Genomic DNA, 18,693 nt, shown 5'->3' on the forward strand with positions numbered 1-18,693 from the left:
AAATACTTTTCTAAATACCAATTAAAAAGGGTTTTTATATGAAAATAATAAGTTGTTTCAATGAAAAAGGATATTCACTTGTGGAAGTGCTGGCAGTAATTGTTATCCTAGGTTTTATTGCATCAATTGGACTTCTTTCGATTTCGAATGTAATCGCTAATTCAAAAGATAAGACCTTTGTTAATAATGCATTAGCGATTGTGCATGCAGCTGATTTATATCTTAATGATGAAAAAGTAGTAGACAGAAATAGCCTAAAGAAAATCACTTATGAGGATTTATATAAAACAAATTATATTAATGAATTCTACGATCCTTATTCAGGTGAGGTATTAGTGCCTTCAGATGAAACTTATGTTGAAGTAATAGATGGAAAAGTCACTAAAGTTTTTCTAAATGGAGAGAACCGCAACCTCTACTCTGAGATTGACAAAATCTCAGTAGACCTTATTAATATCAAATAAGTAAAAAAATTGGCGAAAGCATTGTATAACAAGACGACAAAAGTCTTGTTATTTTTTTTTGTCTTTGTGATAGGATGGTAGAAATTGCTATTGGTAGAGGGAGGAGTACGAGTTAGTGGACAAGCCGAATCGTGGCAATACTATCAAAATAAAGTTAAACGGAGAAACTAAGACTTTCTCAGAAGAGCCCATTCAAAAAGAAAAAGAACCTGCGAAAGATTCTTTTGATAAAGTGATAAAAATCGACGAGGATTTCAACGAACAGGATATATTTTTAGAAACTGCCGCTGCCAAGGAGCCTATCGATGATGAAAGCTTTGACTGGATCATACCTGAATCTTCTGATCAGGATATTCAGGAATACAAAATAGTAAGTAGCCAAAATCAGAAGCAGAAAAAGAGCGGAAGTAAGAAACCTGTAGCGTTCACCACTTTTTCCACTAAGCGGAATGGTGGCGTGTTTAAATCCATATTAATAACAGCTATATTTGCTATCTTGATTGGGACTAGCCTTGGGCTCCTTATGCTAAAGTTAGTTAATACTGATAGTAGTAAACCAGCTGTAACAGAGCCAGTGGTTGTAGATAAGGGATCAGATAAAGGTTCCGAAAACAACACTGGTGGAAAGAGTACTTCCATCGTCTTAGGTGCTCAAACTGCGTTTATCGTTCAAGGTGGAGCTTTTACGACCAAAGATGCAGCTTCTGATGCAGCTAGTCAGGCTAAAGGAAAAGGTTTACCAGCCCAAACGCTTACAATGGACAATAAAGAGTATTTGTTTTTAGGTGTAGCAGACTCGATTGAAATCGCCAAGGGGTTAGGAACACAGTATAAAACAAATGGGTTTGAGGATGTGTTTTCAAAACAAATTCCCATTGCTGAAAAGACTGTATCAGATATAAATGATAGTGAAAAAAGCTTTTTAGAAGCTGCACCTGCCATTTTTCAACAGTTGTCAAAGGTTACATCCAATGCTATGGTTACTGGCAGTATTTCATCAGATTTTAGTAAAGAAGTCACAAGCACGTCTAAACAATTGAAACAAGGTGCAAAAGAGCTGAAAAATGAAAAGGTAAAAACTCTAAATGAGGAATTATCGAGTGCACTTACAAAGGTTGAGGCATTTCAAGAAAAGAAGAATAAAGATAGTTTGGTTGAAGCACAACAGCATTTATTAAACTATTTATCAGTCTATTATTCCTTGTAATCGACAAAACCTGATATTTTCCGGGAAATTATTTCCCTCCCCATGCCTGTCTTAGATGAGACGGGCATTTTTGGATGATATCGAAATATTTTGAATTTTACTTCCGGGATTTCTTTGTATAATCTGACATATTTCTTCGAACTTTAATGATATAAAAATTGTTTGCTTCTACAAATTCTGATAGGATTAACATGTATCTCCCTAATTGATGCAAAAGGTAAGGTGATTGAATGCAGAACCTCATTTTAGCCTCTTCTTCTCCACGGCGAAAAGAACTTCTAGAAAACCTCCGATTATCATTCACGATTTCAAGTAGTGAAGTAGATGAAAGCTTTGATCCAGCGCTTTCTCCAGAGGATATAGTCATGGATCTTGCCGAGCGAAAAGCACAGGTGATTTTTAAAGAAAATCCTAGCTCCTTTGTCATAGGTTCAGACACGATTGTCGTTGCCGATGGTCAAGTGTTAGGTAAGCCAATTGATGAAAAAGACGCCATTGGGATGTTAAAAGTGCTTTCTGGTCGAAAGCATGAAGTTTACACAGGTGTGTCCATTTTGTCTCCGAATGGGACAGCACGTTTTTATGAAAGAACAGAAGTTTGGTTTTGGGAGTTAACGGACGAAGAAATCAAGTCATATGTACAAAGTGGTGAACCGCTTGATAAAGCAGGGGCATATGGCATTCAGCAGCTTGGAAGCATGCTTGTCAAAAAAATTAATGGAGATTATTTTGCGGTTGTCGGCCTGCCGTCAGCTAGGACCTATCGCGAATTAAAAAGGCTGGGCTACCAGTTGTCATAATGGCTAGTTCATTAATTCCCCTATTATAGGGAGGAAATAGAATGTCCACTAATTCATTAATGATCCGTGATTTCCCTCAAGACGAAAGACCGAGAGAACGTTTTATTCAGAATGGTCCCGAGAGTTTATCGAACCATGAATTAATTGCGATTTTACTTAGAACGGGTACAAAGGATGAATCGGTTCTCCAATTATCCAATCGCTTGTTGACAAATTTTGAAGGCTTACGGCTTTTAAAAGCAGCGACCTTAGAAGAAATGACTGAAATTAAAGGAATAGGGCAAGCAAAGGCTATCCAAATTCTCGCAGCCGTTGAAATTGGCAGAAGGATTGCCAACTTAAATTATACAGATCGCTATGTGATTCGCTCACCTGAAGATGGTGCCAATTATGTGATGAATGACATGCGCTTTCTATCACAAGAGCATTTTGTTTGTTTATACCTCAACACGAAAAACCAAGTGCTCCACAAGCAAACCATATTTATTGGAAGCTTAAACGCTAGCATCGTGCACCCACGCGAGGTCTTTCGAGAAGCCTTAAAACGCTCTGCTGCTTCCATTATTTGTCTCCATAATCATCCTTCAGGGGACCCCGCTCCGAGCCGTGAAGATGTTGAAGTAACCAAGAGGCTTGTGGAATGCGGAAAAATGATAGGCATCGACGTGCTCGATCATTTGATTATCGGCGAAAATAAATTTGTCTCTCTCAAGGAAAAAGGCTATTTATAATACTATGATTTTATTTGACGTTAGGATATAATAATGGTTATGATTTTTCAGGACATCTTTCGCGTTAACGATATAAATTACTAGAAAAAATACATGGATTAGAAGGTATTTTTACTTACCTTTTGTTATTTTCGTATCAGAAAGGGAGATACAACTATGTTTGGAATTGGGACTAGAGACCTTGGAATTGACTTGGGGACAGCAAATACCCTTGTTTATGTAAAAGGTAAAGGGATTGTATTAAGAGAGCCATCTGTTGTGGCTATGCAAACAGACACGAAATCCATTGTTGCGGTTGGTAACGATGCGAAGAACATGATTGGACGTACACCTGGTAATGTGATTGCAATGAGACCAATGAAGGATGGTGTTATTGCTGATTTTGAAATAACAGCAACCATGATGAAATACCATATTCGTCAAGCATTAAAAAGTAAGAGCATTTTCTCTGGTAAGCCGTATGTAATGGTTTGTGTTCCATCAGGGATAACGGCTGTAGAGGAAAGAGCAGTGATTGACGCTACCCGTCAAGCTGGTGCCAAGGACGCTTATACGATTGAGGAACCATTTGCGGCTGCAATCGGTGCCAACCTGCCTGTATGGGAGCCGACTGGCAGCATGGTAGTTGATATTGGTGGTGGTACAACCGAAGTAGCGATTATTTCGTTAGGCGGTATCGTGACGAGCATATCGATTCGCGTTGGTGGGGATGAAATGGACGAGTCGATTGTTTCTTTTATCCGGAAAAATTACAACCTCATGATTGGGGAACGTACTGCAGAAGCAATTAAATTGGAAGTCGGTTCTGCTGGTGATTCTGAGGGAATCGATAATATGGAAATACGCGGACGTGATTTATTAACTGGGTTGCCAAAAACCATTGAAATCACAGCGAAAGAAATTGGTGCTGCCTTAAAAGATACGGTCTTTGCGATTGTCGAGGCTGTTAAAAATACATTAGAAAAAACGCCGCCAGAGCTTGCTGCAGATATTATGGACCGAGGAATTGTATTAACAGGCGGAGGCGCTTTGCTTCGAAATTTGGACAAGGTAATTAGTGAAGAAACGAATATGCCTGTCCTAATTGCTGAAAACCCGCTTGATTGTGTAGCAATAGGTACTGGAAAAGCCTTAGATCATATTCAATTATTCAAAAACAAAGCGAAAGATACAAGATAACGACGAGAGTAACTATTTAGAGAAAAATAGAGGTGTATAATCATGCCACAGTTCTTTTTGAATAAACGATTGATCGTTTTGCTGGTAAGCATTATTGTTCTCGTGGCATTGATTGGGTTTTCGTTAAGGGAGAGAAGTAAACTAACCTGGCCAGAGCAATTCTTAAAGGATACTGCCGGCTGGGTTCAATCCCTGGTTTCAAAGCCTGCTCATTTAGTTGCAGGTTTTTTTGAAAATCTTCAGGACTTGCAAAATACATATGAAGAGAATAAAGAATTAAAATCACGAATGGAGAAACTTGTTAGCCTTGAAGCACAGGTACAGGAGCTGGAAAAGGATAATAAAGAGCTGCGTGATATTCTCGGTGAAGAAGAGACCCTGAGAGATTTTGAACCTTTACAAGCAACTGTAATAGGTAGAAACCCTGATCGTTGGCATGAAATGATTATTATCAATAAAGGGAAAACAGACGGAATTAAAAAAAATATGGCGGTTATTACTGCACATGGCCTAATTGGCAAAGTCAAAACAGTTAATCAGTTTAGCTCAACGGTTCAATTGTTAAGCGCAATGGATCCGAAAAATCGGATTTCAGCAATCGTTCAAGGCGAAACGAATGTATTTGGCCTTGTTGAGGGTTACGATAAAGAGAAAAAAGCGTTATTAATCAAAGCAATTCCTTCAGGGGTTGAAATTAAAAAGGGACAAAATGTTATCACCTCTGGCCTCGGCGGAGTATTCCCTCAGGGCTTGCAAATTGGTAAAGTCATTGATGTTAAGCCAGACCAATATGGATTGAATCAAACAGCCTTAGTCAAACCAGGTGCGGATTTTTACGATTTAGAAAACATCATTGTGATTACCAGAACCATGACTCAGCCTGCTGCAGCGGATATGGGCGAAGGAGAGGAGGAGGATTTGTGAAGAAATTCCTACTTCCTCTTTTGTTTCTATTCCTTTTCCTATTAGAGAGCTTGTTTGTCCAATATATCCCTCCTGAGGTATTTGGTCGTAACTACATTTTGGTCCCTCATTTCCTATTTGCGGGAATATTGTTTCTTACTATCTATTCGGGCAGGAAATATGGAATTATTTATGCTGCTATTTTTGGATTGCTCTTTGATATCATCTGGATTGAAATTATCGGTATTTACTTTTTCCTTTTTCCATTCATTGCGTACCTTATTTCGAAAATCATGCATGTATTGCAGACGAATATTATTGTCGCCTTTCTAGTATCACTAGTGGGGATTGCCTTACTTGAATTGGGTGTCTATGAAATGAACTTTTTAATTCATATTACCACGCTCGAATTCATGAGCTTTTTGGAGATACGCTTTTATGCTTCACTCATTTTAAATGCAGCTTTTCTTTTGATTGCTGCATATCCTTTAAAGCGCTATTTTGAAAGTTTTGCGGAAAGTTTACGAGATGAATGAATTCTTTTTTAAGGCTCTTTCTTAAACTTTGTTACTATTTAGAACAAAATTAATTGATTGTGCTAAGTTTGCGCAGAAAATAGCATTAATTTAATAAGAAAAGAGCCTGTAAACTATATTCTAAAGTGCAAAATAGCTATTTCTACGTTAAAATCGGCTTTAAGATTTTAACAACAATCTTTACGAATAAAGCCTTTTTAAAAAAGGAGAATACATAAAGCGTGTCGAATTGTATAATAAAAGTGTGTCTATGGCTTGGTGGGTGCCAATTTCTGGGCACGAATGCGTTTCTTATTATTTGAGGTGAGTTTTCTCCATGAAAAAGCGACAAAATGTTACGATTAAAGGTACGAAGGATGGAATTGTCCTTCATCTTGATGATAGCTGTTCCTTTGAGGAGCTGCAAAAGGAGCTCGATGAAAAACTTTCGGCAAACCAAAAAACTCAAGCTGAGCGTCAATTAACCCGTGTAAAAGTCGATGTTGGCAATCGATATTTAAGTGATGCTCAGCGAGAAGAAATAAAAAATCTTATTCTTCAAAAGAAGAATTTAGTGGTCGATGATATTGAATCCAATGTTGTCACCAGAGCAGAATCCGATAAGCTTAAAGCGGAAAATGAAGTCGTTACCGTGGCTCGAATTATCCGATCCGGACAAGTATTAGAGGTTCCTGGAGATTTACTGCTCATTGGGGATGTAAACCCAGGTGGAACCGTGATTGCTGGCGGTAATATTTTTATCATGGGTGCATTAAAGGGAATTGCCCATGCAGGTGTCCTTGGAAATGATCAAGCGGTTATAGCAGCTTCAAGCATGCAGCCTTCCCAGCTGAGAATTCACGATTGTATTAATCGTTCACCCGATAAAGTTCAAAACAATGAAAAACGTGAAATGGAATGTGCATACATCGACGATAACCATCAAATCATCGTAGATAGATTGCAAGTTTTAATAAATTTAAGGCCTAATTTAAATAGATTAGAAGGGGGACATTAATGTGGGAGAGGCAATAGTAATTACATCCGGTAAAGGCGGCGTCGGAAAAACCACGACTTCTGCTAATATAGGTACAGCATTGGCCCTTCAAGGCAAAAAAGTATGTTTAGTAGATACAGATATTGGCCTTCGAAATTTAGATGTCGTAATGGGGCTGGAAAATCGAATCATATATGACCTTGTGGATGTGGTTGAGGGAAGATGTAAAATCCATCAAGCATTGGTTAAAGATAAAAGATTCGAAGATTTATTGTATTTGCTGCCAGCAGCGCAAACGGTTGACAAATCAGCTGTTAAGCCAGAACAGATGCTCAAACTAATGAATGAACTTAAGCAAGACTATGATTATATTATTATTGATTGTCCCGCAGGAATTGAACAGGGCTTCCAAAATGCCATTGCTGGAGCTGACCGGGCGATCATCGTCACCACGCCTGAAGTTTCAGCAGTACGTGACGCTGATAGAATCATTGGTCTACTTGAAAAGGTTAAGACAGTCGAGTCACCGAAATTGGTGATTAACCGAATTCGAAATCATATGATGAAAAGCGGAGATATGTTAGATGTCGATGAAATCACCGCGCACTTATCGATTGAGCTAATTGGCATTGTCGCAGATGATGAGGAAGTCATCAAAGCATCCAATCACGGTGAACCGATTGCCTTAAATCCAAATAGCAAAGCGTCGATTGCTTACCGCAATATCGCTAGACGTATTCTAGGGGAATCCATTCCATTGCAGCCGCTAGAAGACAAAAACAAAAGTGTGTTTGGTAAAATTAAACAGTTCTTTGGTGTTCGATAATAAATGAAGCCTGCCCGCATAAAAGTGGACAGGTTTTTTCATATATCATTAGCTATATTTGATCCTAATAATCGAGTAAATGAAGAGTTAATGCTGCACGATTATATCTTGGCAATCTACCTCTAGGAGCAAAAGTTTCAGCAATGAAAATTCCGATTTCATCGCCAGCATTCAAAAAAGCTTGAACTGTTTTTCCTGTGACGGTATTTATGCCAATCGCATCAAAGGTAGAACCAGTAAGTGGTTCAGAGCCATCAGCACTGAGGTTGATGTTAAATACAGCACAATGTTCTTCTTCTAGCATGACAGATACATCTGCTGTAATTTGATAGACACCTGACTTGTAAACTGTAATTCTATTGGTTGCAATATCTGGCCAAGTATTTTGGTAGGGACCGGCAATTGTAAAATCGATTAGGTTTCCAGCCGCAAGAGGAATGATTTTACCATCAGGGTCATCTTGTTTATATAGTGATCCGAAAGTATATGGCTTTACGTTTTTTATTCTCATATTTATTCACCTTGGTTGATTTTCAAATTTCAACTGTCTAGTTCTTCACACATAATCAGTTGAGGATAAGAAACGCCGCGGGAAATGGAGTAAACCATTGCATGCTTGGAAGACAATTCTTTTATCAGATATTCCACTTGAGGAGTCAGTTCTTGAGTTCCGCATGTATAAAAATCTAATGATACATACCTCTCTTCAGGCCAGGTATGAATGGACAAATGAGAAGTGGATAAAACAAGTACCCCTGTCACACCTTGTGGCTGAAATTGGTGGAAGTAAGAGTACAGAATCTCCATATTTGCATCCATTGCCACTTTTTTACACATTTCTTGTAAAAATTTGATGTCATTTAAATGAGTAGAATCGCACATAAATGCATCAATGATAATATGCTTTCCTTCTATGGTCAAAGTCTCATCATTCCCCTCCGTTTTCCTTTATAAGTTATCGTATGGGATTTATGGAAAAATAAATTGTACGGTTGTCCAAGTTTTATAGAAATAATATAATTTCCAAAAAGGTGCTCTACTCATATTCAGAGTAGAGCCTTTTTGGTAAGTTACCTTCGTAGTTCTTGTTTATAAATTTCTTGTAGTTTTAGGTTTGACAAGGTATTCATATGTGAATTCTCTCGAACAGACCGGGATTTTGATGGGAAGCTAAATAAGCTGGACAGGTCTTCCGGGAGTGTTTGATTCGGGACAAATACTTTTCTGTTCAATGATTGCAGCTGCTTTTTTGAGGCCAAGTGAAAGCCCCAATCCCCAAATGAAGGAACATCGGTATGGTAGCTCCTGATATGCATTCCAGTCCCTTTAAGTGATAATCCAATACTCCAGTACACAAATGGAGCATACCCCGGTGAATGAGATTGACAGACTAGAATGCCATCTTCCGTTAGTAGATTGGATAATTGGCTAAAAAATTCTACCGTATACAATCGGCTCAATAGTTCATCACCTGGGTCTGGCAAGTCCACAATGATGACATCATAAGGTTCATTTTGTTCTTTTTGAAATACCTGGATATCTTTCTGATGGACGGATACCCGTTTATCATGGAGTGCTCTTTTGTTTAGGGATGCTACTTTAGGTATATTACGGGCGATGTGGATCATTAATGGGTCGAGGTCTACTAAGTCAATATGCTTAACATCTTGATATTTAAGAACCTCGCGAATGGCAAATCCATCCCCGCCACCTGCAATTAGAATACGTTCCCTTTTTGGAACCATGGAAAGTGCCGGATGAACAAGAGCCTCATGATAGATTTTTTCATCTAAAGAACTAAATTGAAGCTGCTTATCTAGATATAAACGCACATCTTTAGTCTCCAACACTAATACACGATCTCCCGATGTTCCTCCTTCATAAAGTACACGGTGGGAATTGGAGAGCAGATGACGAAGTTCTCTCACTTCTTCCGGATCTTGAGCATTATTCGGGAGGAATCTACATAGGCGTAAGCAATTTATTGAGTTGACAACAGCTTGTTTTTTGTATGACATTAACTGCTGCGAAAAAGTAAACCATGTTTTTATGTTTTTTGGTAATGAACGGTTTGGGGTATTTATTTTCTCTCCACACCACTTTAGAACTTTCTTCCCGGCAAGGTGAAATCCACAGTCTCCAAACCATGGAATATTAACATGATAGTTAAGAGTGTGAAGGGAAGCGCTTTGTATAGTTTTTTCAATACTCCAGTAAACCACCGGGGTATCTTCAGGTGATGCGGACTGTGAAACCAATATACCGTCATCGGTTAGGAGATTGGATAATTTTCTATAGAATTCTGTTGTATACATTTTGCTTCTTTCCTTGGCTTCTGGATCAGGAAGATCCACGATTATCACATCAAATGGCTGCTGTTCTTTCTTGAAGAAGTCATGAATGTTACTCTTGATAATTTGAACACGTTTATCAAAAAAAGAACCTTCATTTATTTCAGAAATTTCTTGTGTTTTCTGCGCAGCTAAAAGGGTTTCACCAGGTAGGGGCACGAAACTAACATGGCTCACATCTGCATATTTGAGGGCTTCGCGCAATGCCATTCCGCATTCATCACCGATGATTAAGACACGTTCGTGCTTGTCTGATATGACAAAAGCCGGATGAACAAGAGCTTCGTAATAAATCCGTTCATCCATGGAATTCCACATTAATTGATTGTTCCAGTATAAACGGATATTTTTCGTTTCTATCAAAAGCACGTCCTGGTATGGACTCTTCCTCTCAAAAAGAATTTGGTGAGGACCAGATAATAGTTGGTTCAGCTCAATTAAATCGTAAATATCCCCACGATAAGAATGATCTTTGTGACTGTTAGACAAATATATTCACCTCTAATTGTAAGTTACAGTCATTATATGGATAAGCCAAAAGAACGTGTGGCTTATCCACAAATTCATGGAAGTTTCATTTATAGGTAGGCAATTGTCTATTTTTTAGTTGTTAGGTGTTTATTGTCAAATGGAAATATATGTATAAGTGTACAAAGACTTTTGAAAAATGTACAAAACCTAAAAAAGTTATGCCGGAGTCATACTCTCTGAGACAACCACATAGACTTGTACAAAAAGCTGTCTAAAGGTTGGTGGATATAATGCGGTCTACACCAGAGGAAATACGGCGACGAATCGCAAAGCGAAAAAAGGAAAAAGGTGGATCATCAGGGAAAGGACCCGAACAAGAAATTTCCTGGCCAGGGGAGGATGAAAAATACGGATTTAATCATTTTTCCTCCTATGAACCAGGTAAGGACGATGTCGTCCATCCTTTATTTAAAAAGGAAGTTTTCATCTTTAAGATTTTGGCATCCGCACTGTTATTTCTTGTGATTGCTATTATGTTCCGAGAAAATTCTGCTACATTTGCTCCAGCAAAAGATTTTGTGATGAAAACAATGGAGCAGGATTTTAAATTTGCAACAGTATCAAAATGGTATGAAGATCAATTCGGTAAACCATTAGCTCTCCTGCCGTTTACAGGTGAAGAAAACAAAGGCGAGAAAAATGTAGTTGATAAAAACTCTGTTGTTCCTGTTTTTTCAGGAAAGATCCTCGAAAACTTTGAAAAGAATGGACAGGGCATCATGATTGAAACCGCAAAAGGTGCACCTGTTGAAGCGATGAATGAAGGAAATGTCATGTTTGCAGGTGTTAAGGAAGATACGGGCAAGACTGTCATCATCCAGCACGCTGATCAAACAGAGACGACCTATGGAAATCTCGATGAAATTAAGGTTAGTTTATATGAGTTTATTAAAACGGAAACCGTCGTGGGTACTGCCTCAGAATCAACAGGGGAAGATAAAACGAAGGGAACCTATTATTTTGCCATTAAAAAAGGCGATGATTTCATCGACCCGATCCAGGTGATTCGCTTTGAATAAAGTCATACATTTATTACAACAGGTCCATGTCCACCCATTGTTGTGGATTGTCATCGCGATATCCATTGCTACAGCACATTTCCTCGAGGTATGCCTGTTAATCGGCATAATTTTTGTGCATGAAATGGGGCATGCTGCTGCAGCTTCTTTTTTTTCATGGAGGATTAAGAAAATTACCCTGCTCCCCTTCGGCGGCGTAGCTGAAATGGAGGAGCATGGTAACCGTCCTTTAAAGGAAGAGGCAATCGTTGTTCTTGCAGGACCGCTCCAGCATATCTGGATGGTGGCCCTAGCGTATGCACTTTTATTCTTTAATCTGATTCCTGAAGATTTGTTTTTATTGTTTTTACACTATAATTTAATGATATTTATCTTCAATCTAATCCCGGTCTGGCCTCTTGATGGCGGGAAGCTGATCTTTATGCTCCTATCATTGAAAAAATCATTTCCGATTGCACACCGTCAAACCTTATTGATTTCTTTCTCCAGCGTGGGAATCTTTTCTGTTCTTACACTCTTCGCTGCACCGGAGCAAATAAATGTCTGGATTATCGTTGGCTTCTTATTATTCTCTCTTTATCATGAATGGAAACAGCGCAGGTATATTTTTATGAGATTCCTTTTGGAGCGCTACTATGGTAAAAAAAGTGACCTCCAAGCCCTGAAACCCATTCAAGCAAATGAGCAAGACTTGCTAATCGATGTGTTAGAAAAATTTCAACGAGGCTGCAAACATCCGATTATTGTCGAGAGTGATGGTAAAGAAAAAGGCATGTTGGATGAAAATGAACTGCTTCATGCTTATTTTACAGAAAAACGGTTAACCGATAAAATCAGCGACCTTCTCTTTTCTTACTAAATTGGTATAATAAAAATAATTAGAACAAAAGTGAGGATGTTGGTTTGGAAAAGTTAATTGTGAATGCAGTTTCTAGAGAAAAGAGATTTGCTGTCGTTAAGAATAATACAGTTGAAAAAATTATTTTTGACCGACCAGAGCAGCAATCTCTGGTCGGTAATATTTATTATGGGACTGTAACCAAGGTTCTGCCTGGGATGAATGCGGCATTTATCGATATTGGCGCGGAGAAAAACGCCTATCTACATCGTGATGTGCTTGCTTCCTATGTCTTATCACCTGAACGGAGTATCGATAAAGAGAAGAAAAGTGTTTCTACCTTCGTTCATCAGGGTGAAAAATTGTTGGTGCAGGTAGAAAAGGACACGACCGGAGTTAAAGGTCCAAGAGTAACGGGAATTATTGAACTTACAGGAATGAACCTTATTTATATGCCGCAGGGGCGCTATGTGGCAGTCTCTAAAAAAATAGTTCAAGAAAAGGATCATCTTCGCCGTATAGGCATGCGACTTAAAACCGAAGAAGAAGGGCTTATTTTTCGTACATCAAGCATTTCTGCAACCGAAGAGGAAATGGAAAAAGAAATCAACACTCTTCGCCATCTGGCTGATGAACTGAATCAGAAGGTGGCTGCACTAAAAAAGCCAGGAATTCTTTATCAAAAAGATACCTTTACGGAAATGGTTTTTGATTCCATTGCTCAAATGTCTGAGGGTGAAGTAATAATCGATGACCTTTCTTTTAAAAAAGTCCTCGATGACAGATATCCTAATCTAAAAGTTACCTATTATAATGGAAAAGAAAATATCTTTGCTGTCCACAGGATTGAGCATGAAATTGATAAGGCACTTAAGCGGATAGTCTGGCTAGACAAAGGGGCCTATCTAATCTTTGATGAAACCGAGGCTTTAACGATTATTGATGTTAATACTGGGAAGTTCTCCGGCAAAACGGATTATCAGGATACAGTGTTAAAAACAAATACCCTAGCGGCTATTGAAATTGCCCGTCAACTTAAGCTTCGTGATATTGGCGGGATTGTCCTCATTGACTTTATTGACATGAAAAGCGAAAAGGACAGGCGTCACATCTTGGAAACGATTGAAGCACAATTTCAAATGGATCAAACAAGAACAAAAATCATTGGTTTCACGGCACTAGGAATCCTCCAGCTGACAAGGAAGAAAACAAAAGTTTCTTTATCCGAAGCATTACAGGTGAAATGTCACGTTTGTGATGGTACAGGACGGATTCTTAGTGCAGAGACGGTTGCATTTCGACTCGAGCGGGAGCTTATGGAGCACCGGAATTCCGACTTTGAAGCGGTATTAATCGAAACAACAAATGAGGTAAAAGAAGCGATCCTGCCGCATTTAGAAATGGTAGAAGAATGGATTCGTCTCAAATTGTATTTTTCGATTCAATCATCTGCCCAACATTACTATGTTGTAAATCAATTTGGGAATCATGAAGAGATCGCGCAAAAAGCAGGAGAACCCTATTGACACTTTCGCCTATTTCATGATAAAATTTTCAATGTTATGTTTGTAGCACCCGTGCTACAACCGCACATTACAGGTATTAAGTCGATTGCTTTTTGCATGAGCGCCTGACTATGGCGAGTCTGAGTTTATGAGGAGGTGCAAGTATGTACGCAATTATCGAAACAGGTGGTAAGCAAATTAAAGTAGAAGCTGGTCAAGCTATCTACATTGAAAAGCTTAACGCAGAAGCAGGCGAAACAGTTACATTTGATAAGGTATTATTCGTTGGCGGAGAAAATGTAAAAGTAGGAAGCCCATTAGTGGCTGGTGCTACAGTTACAGCTAAAGTTGAAAAACAAGGCCGCGCTAAGAAAATCACTGTTTTCAAGTACAAAGCGAAGAAAAACAACCGTAAAAAGCAAGGTCATCGTCAGCCATACACTAAAGTTATGATCGAAGCGATCAACTCGTAAGGTGTTGGATAATAGATGATATCTATTACAATTAACCGTTCTGAATCCGAATCGATTCAATCATTTAAAATAAGTGGTCATGCATTCTTCGCTAATCGGGGAAAGGATATCGTCTGTGCAGGCGCGTCCGCTGTATCCGTTGGCGCAATTAATGCTGTGCACGCCTTAACAGGTGTCAAGCCAGAGATTGAACAGGGAGATGGCTTTCTCCGCTGTGTTGTTCCAGATAAACTTCCGGAAGACATAAATGAGAAAGTACAGCTCCTTCTAGAAGGTATGGTCGTTTCATTACGAACGATTGAAGAAGAGTACGGAGAGCACATAAAAATAACCTTCAAAAAGTAGGGGGTGGAATAAATGTTATTAAAATTAGATCTTCAGTTGTTTGCATCTAAAAAGGGAGTAGGTTCTACAAGGAACGGACGTGACTCTCAATCAAAGCGCCTTGGCGCTAAGCGTGCAGACGGTCAATTCGTATCTGGTGGTTCAATCCTTTACCGTCAACGCGGTACAAAGATTTACCCAGGTGAAAACGTAGGCCGTGGAGGAGACGACACTCTTTTTGCTAAAATCGACGGCGTTGTAAAATTCGAACGTTTTGGTCGTGACCGTAAAAAAGTCAGCGTTTATCCAACAGCTCAAGAAGCGTAAGCTTTCAGTGAAAACTCTAACCTGATTGGTTAGGGTTTTCTTTTTTAACTCGAAAGGAAAAAATACCCAATTACAAACTCCAATTTGATCTCCCAAATTAGCCTCATAATACCTCAATTGGAAAACATTCGCGCAAAATTGCTTACTCATGTGAACTTTTTTGATATACTAACAGAAAATAGTTTTTTCGACACTTAAGCTAGGAGTGCGATTATGGAGAAAGAATGGGATATCGTTGAGGTGCTGCGGCACTCACGGCATGATTGGCTGAATAGGCTGCAGCTAATCAAAGGGAACTTGGATTTAAATAGAATGGATCGGGCAAAAGCATATATAAATGAAATTGTAGTCGAAGTACAGCATGAATCGAAGCTGTCGAACTTACATTTGCCGATATTTGCCTCCTTGCTTTTAAAGTCAAATTGGGAAAATCATTTATTTCAGCTTGAATATGAGGTTCTTAACGATATAGAAGCAGTGGAAATAAATGATAAACTTCTGTCTAATTGGACAAAATCCTTTTTCATTTGCTTAGATCAAGCAATTGAGGCGTTTCAAGAAAATCACTTATCGATAACAATTCAACCGCAATCAGATGGAGTTCGTTTCTTTTTTGATTTTAGCGGAATAATAATAAAAAAAGAACTGATTGAACAATTCCTAATCTCCTCTGAAAACGAGTGTGTGATAAAGGAATTCTCAGAAAGCGAACTAGGATTAGAAATCTTTATGCCAGTGGTATAGGAGGACGATTCAGTTCGTCATCAGTCAACCAGGAGGATTCACATGTTTGTCGATCAAACGAAGATTTATGTAAAAGGTGGAGACGGCGGTAATGGAATGGTCGCGTTTCGCCGTGAAAAATATGTTCCTATGGGCGGACCTGCTGGCGGAGACGGCGGCAAGGGCGCAGATGTTGTTTTTGAAGTAAATGAGGGCTTGCGTACCTTAATGGATTTCCGTTATCAGCGCCATTGGAAAGCGCCGCGTGGTGAGCATGGCATGTCCAAAAATCAACACGGCAAAAACTCCAAGGATATGATTGTTAAAGTACCACCAGGTACAGTGGTCATGGATGCAGAAACAAAAGAAGTCATCGCTGATCTTGTCGAGAATGGACAGCGTGCAATCATTGCCAAAGGCGGGCGTGGAGGAAGAGGAAATTCCCGTTTTGCGACCCCTTCAAACCCAGCGCCAGAGCTTGCTGAAAATGGCGAACCAGGTCAAGAGCGCGATGTTATCCTAGAATTAAAGCTGCTCGCAGATGTTGGACTTGTCGGCTTCCCAAGCGTTGGAAAATCTACTTTATTATCAGTAGTTTCCTCAGCAAAACCAAAAATTGCGGAATATCATTTTACGACAATTGTTCCGAATCTTGGAATGGTTGAAACTGAAGATAACCGAAGCTTTGTCATGGCAGACCTACCAGGACTGATTGAAGGTGCAAGTGAAGGTGTAGGCCTAGGACATCAATTCTTACGGCATATTGAACGCACCAGGGTTATCGTTCACGTAATTGATATGGCTGCGATGGAAGGTCGCGATCCATATGAGGATTTCCTGACCATCAATAAAGAGCTAGAAGAATATAATCTCCGCTTAACTGAGCGTCCACAGATTATTGTGGCCAATAAAATGGACATGCCGGAAGCAGAAGAGAATTTGCAAAAGTTTAAAGAACGCCTTGAAGAAGATTTCCCGATTTATCCGATTTCTGCCCTATCAAGAAAAGGTTTGAGAGAGCTATTATTTGCGATTGCGGACAAAATCGAGCAGACTCCTGAATTTCCTCTACAGCATGAAGAGGAAGAAGACACAGGTATTAATCGCGTTCTTTACAAGCATGAGGCAGACCCTGAGGCCTTCTATATTACAAGAGAACCAGACGGTGCATTTGTTGTTTCAGGTGAAAAGATTGAAAAGCTGTTTAAGATGACTAATTTCCAAACAGATGAATCTATTCGACGTTTTTCAAGACAGCTTCGTGGTCTTGGTGTGGATGAGGCTTTAAGGAAAAAAGGTGCAAAAGATGGGGATACGGTTAGATTATTAGAATTTGAATTTGAGTTTGTTGAGTAGTAGAAATTCTAGCTGAGGCGTCCGATTCCATCTGAGGGCGGGCGCTTATGCTTTTTTTAATCAGGTGGGTGGAGAGATGAAAAATGAAAAATTTGATAAGAAATTTTACTTAATACGAGAAGACGTCTTGCCTGAGGCTATGAAAAAAACACTTGATGTAAAAGAAATGCTCGAAAGAGGTAAGGCTGAGTCTATTTGGGATGCTGTCCAACAGGTGGATTTAAGCAGGAGTGCCTATTATAAATATAGAGATACGGTATTTCCCTTTTCCACGATTGTAAAGGAACGGTTAGTAACACTCTTTTTTCATCTTGAGGATCGTTCTGGTACACTTTCGAAGCTGCTTGGTGTTGTTGCTTCATCTGGCTGTAATGTGTTAACCATACATCAAACCATTCCATTGCAAGGACGGGCAAACGTTACACTTTCGCTCAATACCACCCAGATTTCAACAGATATAGATGAGCTGCTTTCAGAATTGCGGAAGCTTGAATTTGTAGAGAAAGTAGAAGTGCTTGGAACAGGCGCTTAATCATAATTTTAGCAGCAGATAGAGATTGATGTTAGGGAGTGTGTGGAATCATGAAAGTTGGTTTTTTAGGACCAAAGGCAACATTCACCGAATTAGCGGTGAAGAAGGTTTTTCCTGGATTTGAGCTTGAACCGTTTCGAACCATTCCCGAATCCATGGACGCTGTCGTAAGCGAAAAGGTAGAAATAGCAGTTGTTCCTATTGAAAATACCCTTGAAGGTACCGTTAATATTACAATAGATTATTTAACCCATGTCGTTCAATTGCCGATTGTCGGAGAAATTACCATCCCAATCAAGCAGCATTTAATGGTCCACCCGGACAATCGCGAAAATTGGCAGGATGTTAAAAAGGTATATAGTCATTCGCATGCGATTGCCCAATGCCATAAGTTCTTACATACTCAGTTAAACGGGATTCCTTATGAGAGTGTCAGTTCGACAGCTGCAGCAGCCAAAATGGTGATGGATCAACCGAATATGCGTGTTGCCGCCATTGCGAATGAATTGGCTGCTGAAGAATACGGTTTGTCAATCGTCCAAAAGGATATTCATGATTTCAATCATAATCATACTCGTTTCTTCGTTCTTTCTGAACATAAGCTTGATTTTGAAGAACTTAGTGGTTCATCCCATTATAAAACAACCCTAATGGTTACATTGCCAACTGACAAGGCTGGAACACTGCATATGGTACTCTCTGCCTTTGCTTGGCGAAAAATAAACCTGTCAAAAATCGAATCAAGACCGATGAAAACAGGAATAGGCAATTATTTTTTCATCATCGATTTGGAAATGAAGCTCGATGAGGTTTTGATTCCAGGCGCTATGGCCGAGCTTGAAGCACTAGGCTGCGGAGTGACATTACTAGGGAGCTACCCATCTAAAATGATCAAATAAAATGAAAAGTACCGGGCATTGAGCTCGGTATTTTTGTGCTTGTCGACAACAATCCGGTCGTGATTGTTACCGAAATCTTGAGGGTCCTGACTTTTCGGTCAAAATCCTGTCGTGATTGTTACCGGAATTTTGCGGTCCTGACTATTCGGTCAAAATCCGTTTGTGATTGTTACCGAGATATTGCGAGTCCTGA

22 protein-coding genes and 1 other annotated feature are annotated in these 18,693 nt (G+C 39.3%); of the genes, 19 read left to right on the plus strand and 3 right to left on the minus strand.

Going from position 1 to position 18,693, the window contains the following annotated elements; genetic code table 11:
* Positions 1-38: 38 nt before the first annotated feature.
* From J2Y03_RS14715 to minD, 9 genes are all read left to right on the plus strand, one after another.
* On the plus strand, positions 39-464 hold the full coding sequence (locus tag J2Y03_RS14715; RefSeq protein ID WP_310195355.1) for a type II secretion system protein: 426 nt from the start codon (positions 39-41) through the stop codon (positions 462-464).
* A 115-nt stretch (positions 465-579) separates the two neighbouring features.
* Positions 580-1,671, plus strand: coding sequence for a hypothetical protein (locus J2Y03_RS14720; RefSeq protein WP_310195357.1), 1,092 nt, complete (start codon positions 580-582; stop codon positions 1,669-1,671).
* 230 nt (positions 1,672-1,901) lie between these two features.
* On the plus strand, positions 1,902-2,471 hold the full coding sequence (locus J2Y03_RS14725) for a Maf family protein (protein WP_310195359.1): 570 nt from the start codon (positions 1,902-1,904) through the stop codon (positions 2,469-2,471).
* A gap of 41 nt (positions 2,472-2,512) precedes the next feature.
* On the plus strand, positions 2,513-3,202 hold the full coding sequence (gene radC / locus J2Y03_RS14730) for a RadC family protein (protein ID WP_310195360.1): 690 nt from the start codon (positions 2,513-2,515) through the stop codon (positions 3,200-3,202).
* 156 nt (positions 3,203-3,358) lie between these two features.
* Positions 3,359-4,381, plus strand: coding sequence for a rod shape-determining protein (locus J2Y03_RS14735; RefSeq protein WP_310195361.1), 1,023 nt, complete (start codon positions 3,359-3,361; stop codon positions 4,379-4,381).
* A 42-nt stretch (positions 4,382-4,423) separates the two neighbouring features.
* Entirely contained in the window at positions 4,424-5,305 is an 882-nt protein-coding gene (gene mreC / locus J2Y03_RS14740) for a rod shape-determining protein MreC (RefSeq protein ID WP_310195362.1), read from the plus strand.
* Positions 5,302-5,820, plus strand: a complete 519-nt coding sequence (gene mreD, locus J2Y03_RS14745; RefSeq protein ID WP_132088846.1) for a rod shape-determining protein MreD — start codon at positions 5,302-5,304, stop codon at positions 5,818-5,820. Before mreC ends, mreD begins: the two co-directional genes overlap by 4 nt.
* Before the next feature lie 316 nt (positions 5,821-6,136).
* Positions 6,137-6,817, plus strand: a complete 681-nt coding sequence (gene minC, locus J2Y03_RS14750) for a septum site-determining protein MinC (RefSeq protein WP_310195363.1) — start codon at positions 6,137-6,139, stop codon at positions 6,815-6,817.
* Position 6,818: 1 nt separating this feature from the next.
* Positions 6,819-7,622, plus strand: coding sequence for a septum site-determining protein MinD (gene minD / locus J2Y03_RS14755; protein ID WP_132088838.1), 804 nt, complete (start codon positions 6,819-6,821; stop codon positions 7,620-7,622).
* Between the two features lie 64 nt (positions 7,623-7,686).
* Here minD and J2Y03_RS14760 read toward each other — a convergent pair whose 3' ends face one another.
* From J2Y03_RS14760 to J2Y03_RS14770, 3 genes are all read right to left on the minus strand, one after another.
* A complete protein-coding gene (locus tag J2Y03_RS14760) occupies positions 7,687-8,133 on the minus strand; it encodes a hypothetical protein (RefSeq protein WP_310195366.1) in 447 nt (148 codons plus the stop codon).
* A gap of 29 nt (positions 8,134-8,162) precedes the next feature.
* The gene (speD, locus tag J2Y03_RS14765; RefSeq protein WP_310195368.1) at positions 8,163-8,543 is read right to left on the minus strand and encodes an adenosylmethionine decarboxylase; all 381 of its coding nucleotides are present in this window, start codon (positions 8,541-8,543) and stop codon (positions 8,163-8,165) included.
* A gap of 149 nt (positions 8,544-8,692) precedes the next feature.
* Entirely contained in the window at positions 8,693-10,462 is a 1,770-nt protein-coding gene (locus J2Y03_RS14770) for a spermine/spermidine synthase domain-containing protein (RefSeq protein WP_310195370.1), read from the minus strand.
* A gap of 272 nt (positions 10,463-10,734) precedes the next feature.
* On the opposite strand from J2Y03_RS14770, the gene J2Y03_RS14775 reads away from it, so the two are divergent.
* From J2Y03_RS14775 to pheA, 10 genes are all read left to right on the plus strand, one after another.
* Positions 10,735-11,523 carry a M23 family metallopeptidase gene (locus J2Y03_RS14775; RefSeq protein ID WP_310195371.1) on the plus strand — a complete coding sequence of 263 codons (789 nt, stop codon included), beginning with the start codon at positions 10,735-10,737 and terminating at the stop codon, positions 11,521-11,523.
* A complete protein-coding gene (locus J2Y03_RS14780; protein WP_310195372.1) occupies positions 11,516-12,382 on the plus strand; it encodes a M50 family metallopeptidase in 867 nt (288 codons plus the stop codon). The genes J2Y03_RS14775 and J2Y03_RS14780 overlap by 8 nt, the downstream gene beginning before the upstream one ends.
* A gap of 44 nt (positions 12,383-12,426) precedes the next feature.
* Entirely contained in the window at positions 12,427-13,887 is a 1,461-nt protein-coding gene (locus J2Y03_RS14785) for an Rne/Rng family ribonuclease (protein WP_310195373.1), read from the plus strand.
* Between the two features lie 48 nt (positions 13,888-13,935).
* Positions 13,936-14,018 (plus strand) — a sequence feature (ribosomal protein L21 leader region).
* Between the two features lie 12 nt (positions 14,019-14,030).
* On the plus strand, positions 14,031-14,339 hold the full coding sequence (gene rplU / locus J2Y03_RS14790) for a 50S ribosomal protein L21 (RefSeq protein WP_310195374.1): 309 nt from the start codon (positions 14,031-14,033) through the stop codon (positions 14,337-14,339).
* 15 nt (positions 14,340-14,354) lie between these two features.
* Positions 14,355-14,684 carry a ribosomal-processing cysteine protease Prp gene (locus J2Y03_RS14795; protein ID WP_310195376.1) on the plus strand — a complete coding sequence of 110 codons (330 nt, stop codon included), beginning with the start codon at positions 14,355-14,357 and terminating at the stop codon, positions 14,682-14,684.
* Between the two features lie 12 nt (positions 14,685-14,696).
* On the plus strand, positions 14,697-14,990 hold the full coding sequence (rpmA, locus tag J2Y03_RS14800) for a 50S ribosomal protein L27 (RefSeq protein ID WP_090758958.1): 294 nt from the start codon (positions 14,697-14,699) through the stop codon (positions 14,988-14,990).
* A 213-nt stretch (positions 14,991-15,203) separates the two neighbouring features.
* Positions 15,204-15,734, plus strand: coding sequence for a sporulation initiation phosphotransferase B (locus tag J2Y03_RS14805; RefSeq protein ID WP_310195378.1), 531 nt, complete (start codon positions 15,204-15,206; stop codon positions 15,732-15,734).
* A 42-nt stretch (positions 15,735-15,776) separates the two neighbouring features.
* Positions 15,777-17,069: a GTPase ObgE gene (gene obgE / locus J2Y03_RS14810; RefSeq protein ID WP_310195379.1), complete on the plus strand. Its 1,293-nt coding sequence runs from the start codon at positions 15,777-15,779 to the stop codon at positions 17,067-17,069.
* A 76-nt stretch (positions 17,070-17,145) separates the two neighbouring features.
* The gene (locus J2Y03_RS14815; RefSeq protein WP_132088792.1) at positions 17,146-17,601 is read left to right on the plus strand and encodes an ACT domain-containing protein; all 456 of its coding nucleotides are present in this window, start codon (positions 17,146-17,148) and stop codon (positions 17,599-17,601) included.
* A 50-nt stretch (positions 17,602-17,651) separates the two neighbouring features.
* Positions 17,652-18,500: a prephenate dehydratase gene (gene pheA, locus J2Y03_RS14820; RefSeq protein WP_310195382.1), complete on the plus strand. Its 849-nt coding sequence runs from the start codon at positions 17,652-17,654 to the stop codon at positions 18,498-18,500.
* Positions 18,501-18,693: the final 193 nt, after the last annotated feature.

The sequence above is a fragment of the Neobacillus niacini genome, from assembly GCF_031457145.1.
GTDB classification, from domain to species: Bacteria; Bacillota; Bacilli; order Bacillales; family Cytobacillaceae; genus Neobacillus; species Neobacillus niacini_J.

Coding starts and splice junctions, on each gene's coding strand:
- J2Y03_RS14715 (WP_310195355.1), top strand. CDS start 39: ATGAAAATAATAAGTTGTTTCAATGAAAAAGGATATTCACTTGTGGAA.
- J2Y03_RS14725 (WP_310195359.1), top strand. CDS start 1,902: ATGCAGAACCTCATTTTAGCCTCTTCTTCTCCACGGCGAAAAGAACTT.
- radC (WP_310195360.1), top strand. CDS start 2,513: ATGTCCACTAATTCATTAATGATCCGTGATTTCCCTCAAGACGAAAGA.
- J2Y03_RS14735 (WP_310195361.1), top strand. CDS start 3,359: ATGTTTGGAATTGGGACTAGAGACCTTGGAATTGACTTGGGGACAGCA.
- mreC (WP_310195362.1), top strand. CDS start 4,424: ATGCCACAGTTCTTTTTGAATAAACGATTGATCGTTTTGCTGGTAAGC.
- minC (WP_310195363.1), top strand. CDS start 6,137: ATGAAAAAGCGACAAAATGTTACGATTAAAGGTACGAAGGATGGAATT.
- J2Y03_RS14760 (WP_310195366.1), bottom strand. CDS start 8,133: ATGAGAATAAAAAACGTAAAGCCATATACTTTCGGATCACTATATAAA.
- J2Y03_RS14775 (WP_310195371.1), top strand. CDS start 10,735: ATGCGGTCTACACCAGAGGAAATACGGCGACGAATCGCAAAGCGAAAA.
- rplU (WP_310195374.1), top strand. CDS start 14,031: ATGTACGCAATTATCGAAACAGGTGGTAAGCAAATTAAAGTAGAAGCT.
- J2Y03_RS14795 (WP_310195376.1), top strand. CDS start 14,355: ATGATATCTATTACAATTAACCGTTCTGAATCCGAATCGATTCAATCA.
- rpmA (WP_090758958.1), top strand. CDS start 14,697: ATGTTATTAAAATTAGATCTTCAGTTGTTTGCATCTAAAAAGGGAGTA.
- J2Y03_RS14805 (WP_310195378.1), top strand. CDS start 15,204: ATGGAGAAAGAATGGGATATCGTTGAGGTGCTGCGGCACTCACGGCAT.
- obgE (WP_310195379.1), top strand. CDS start 15,777: ATGTTTGTCGATCAAACGAAGATTTATGTAAAAGGTGGAGACGGCGGT.
- J2Y03_RS14815 (WP_132088792.1), top strand. CDS start 17,146: ATGAAAAATGAAAAATTTGATAAGAAATTTTACTTAATACGAGAAGAC.
- pheA (WP_310195382.1), top strand. CDS start 17,652: ATGAAAGTTGGTTTTTTAGGACCAAAGGCAACATTCACCGAATTAGCG.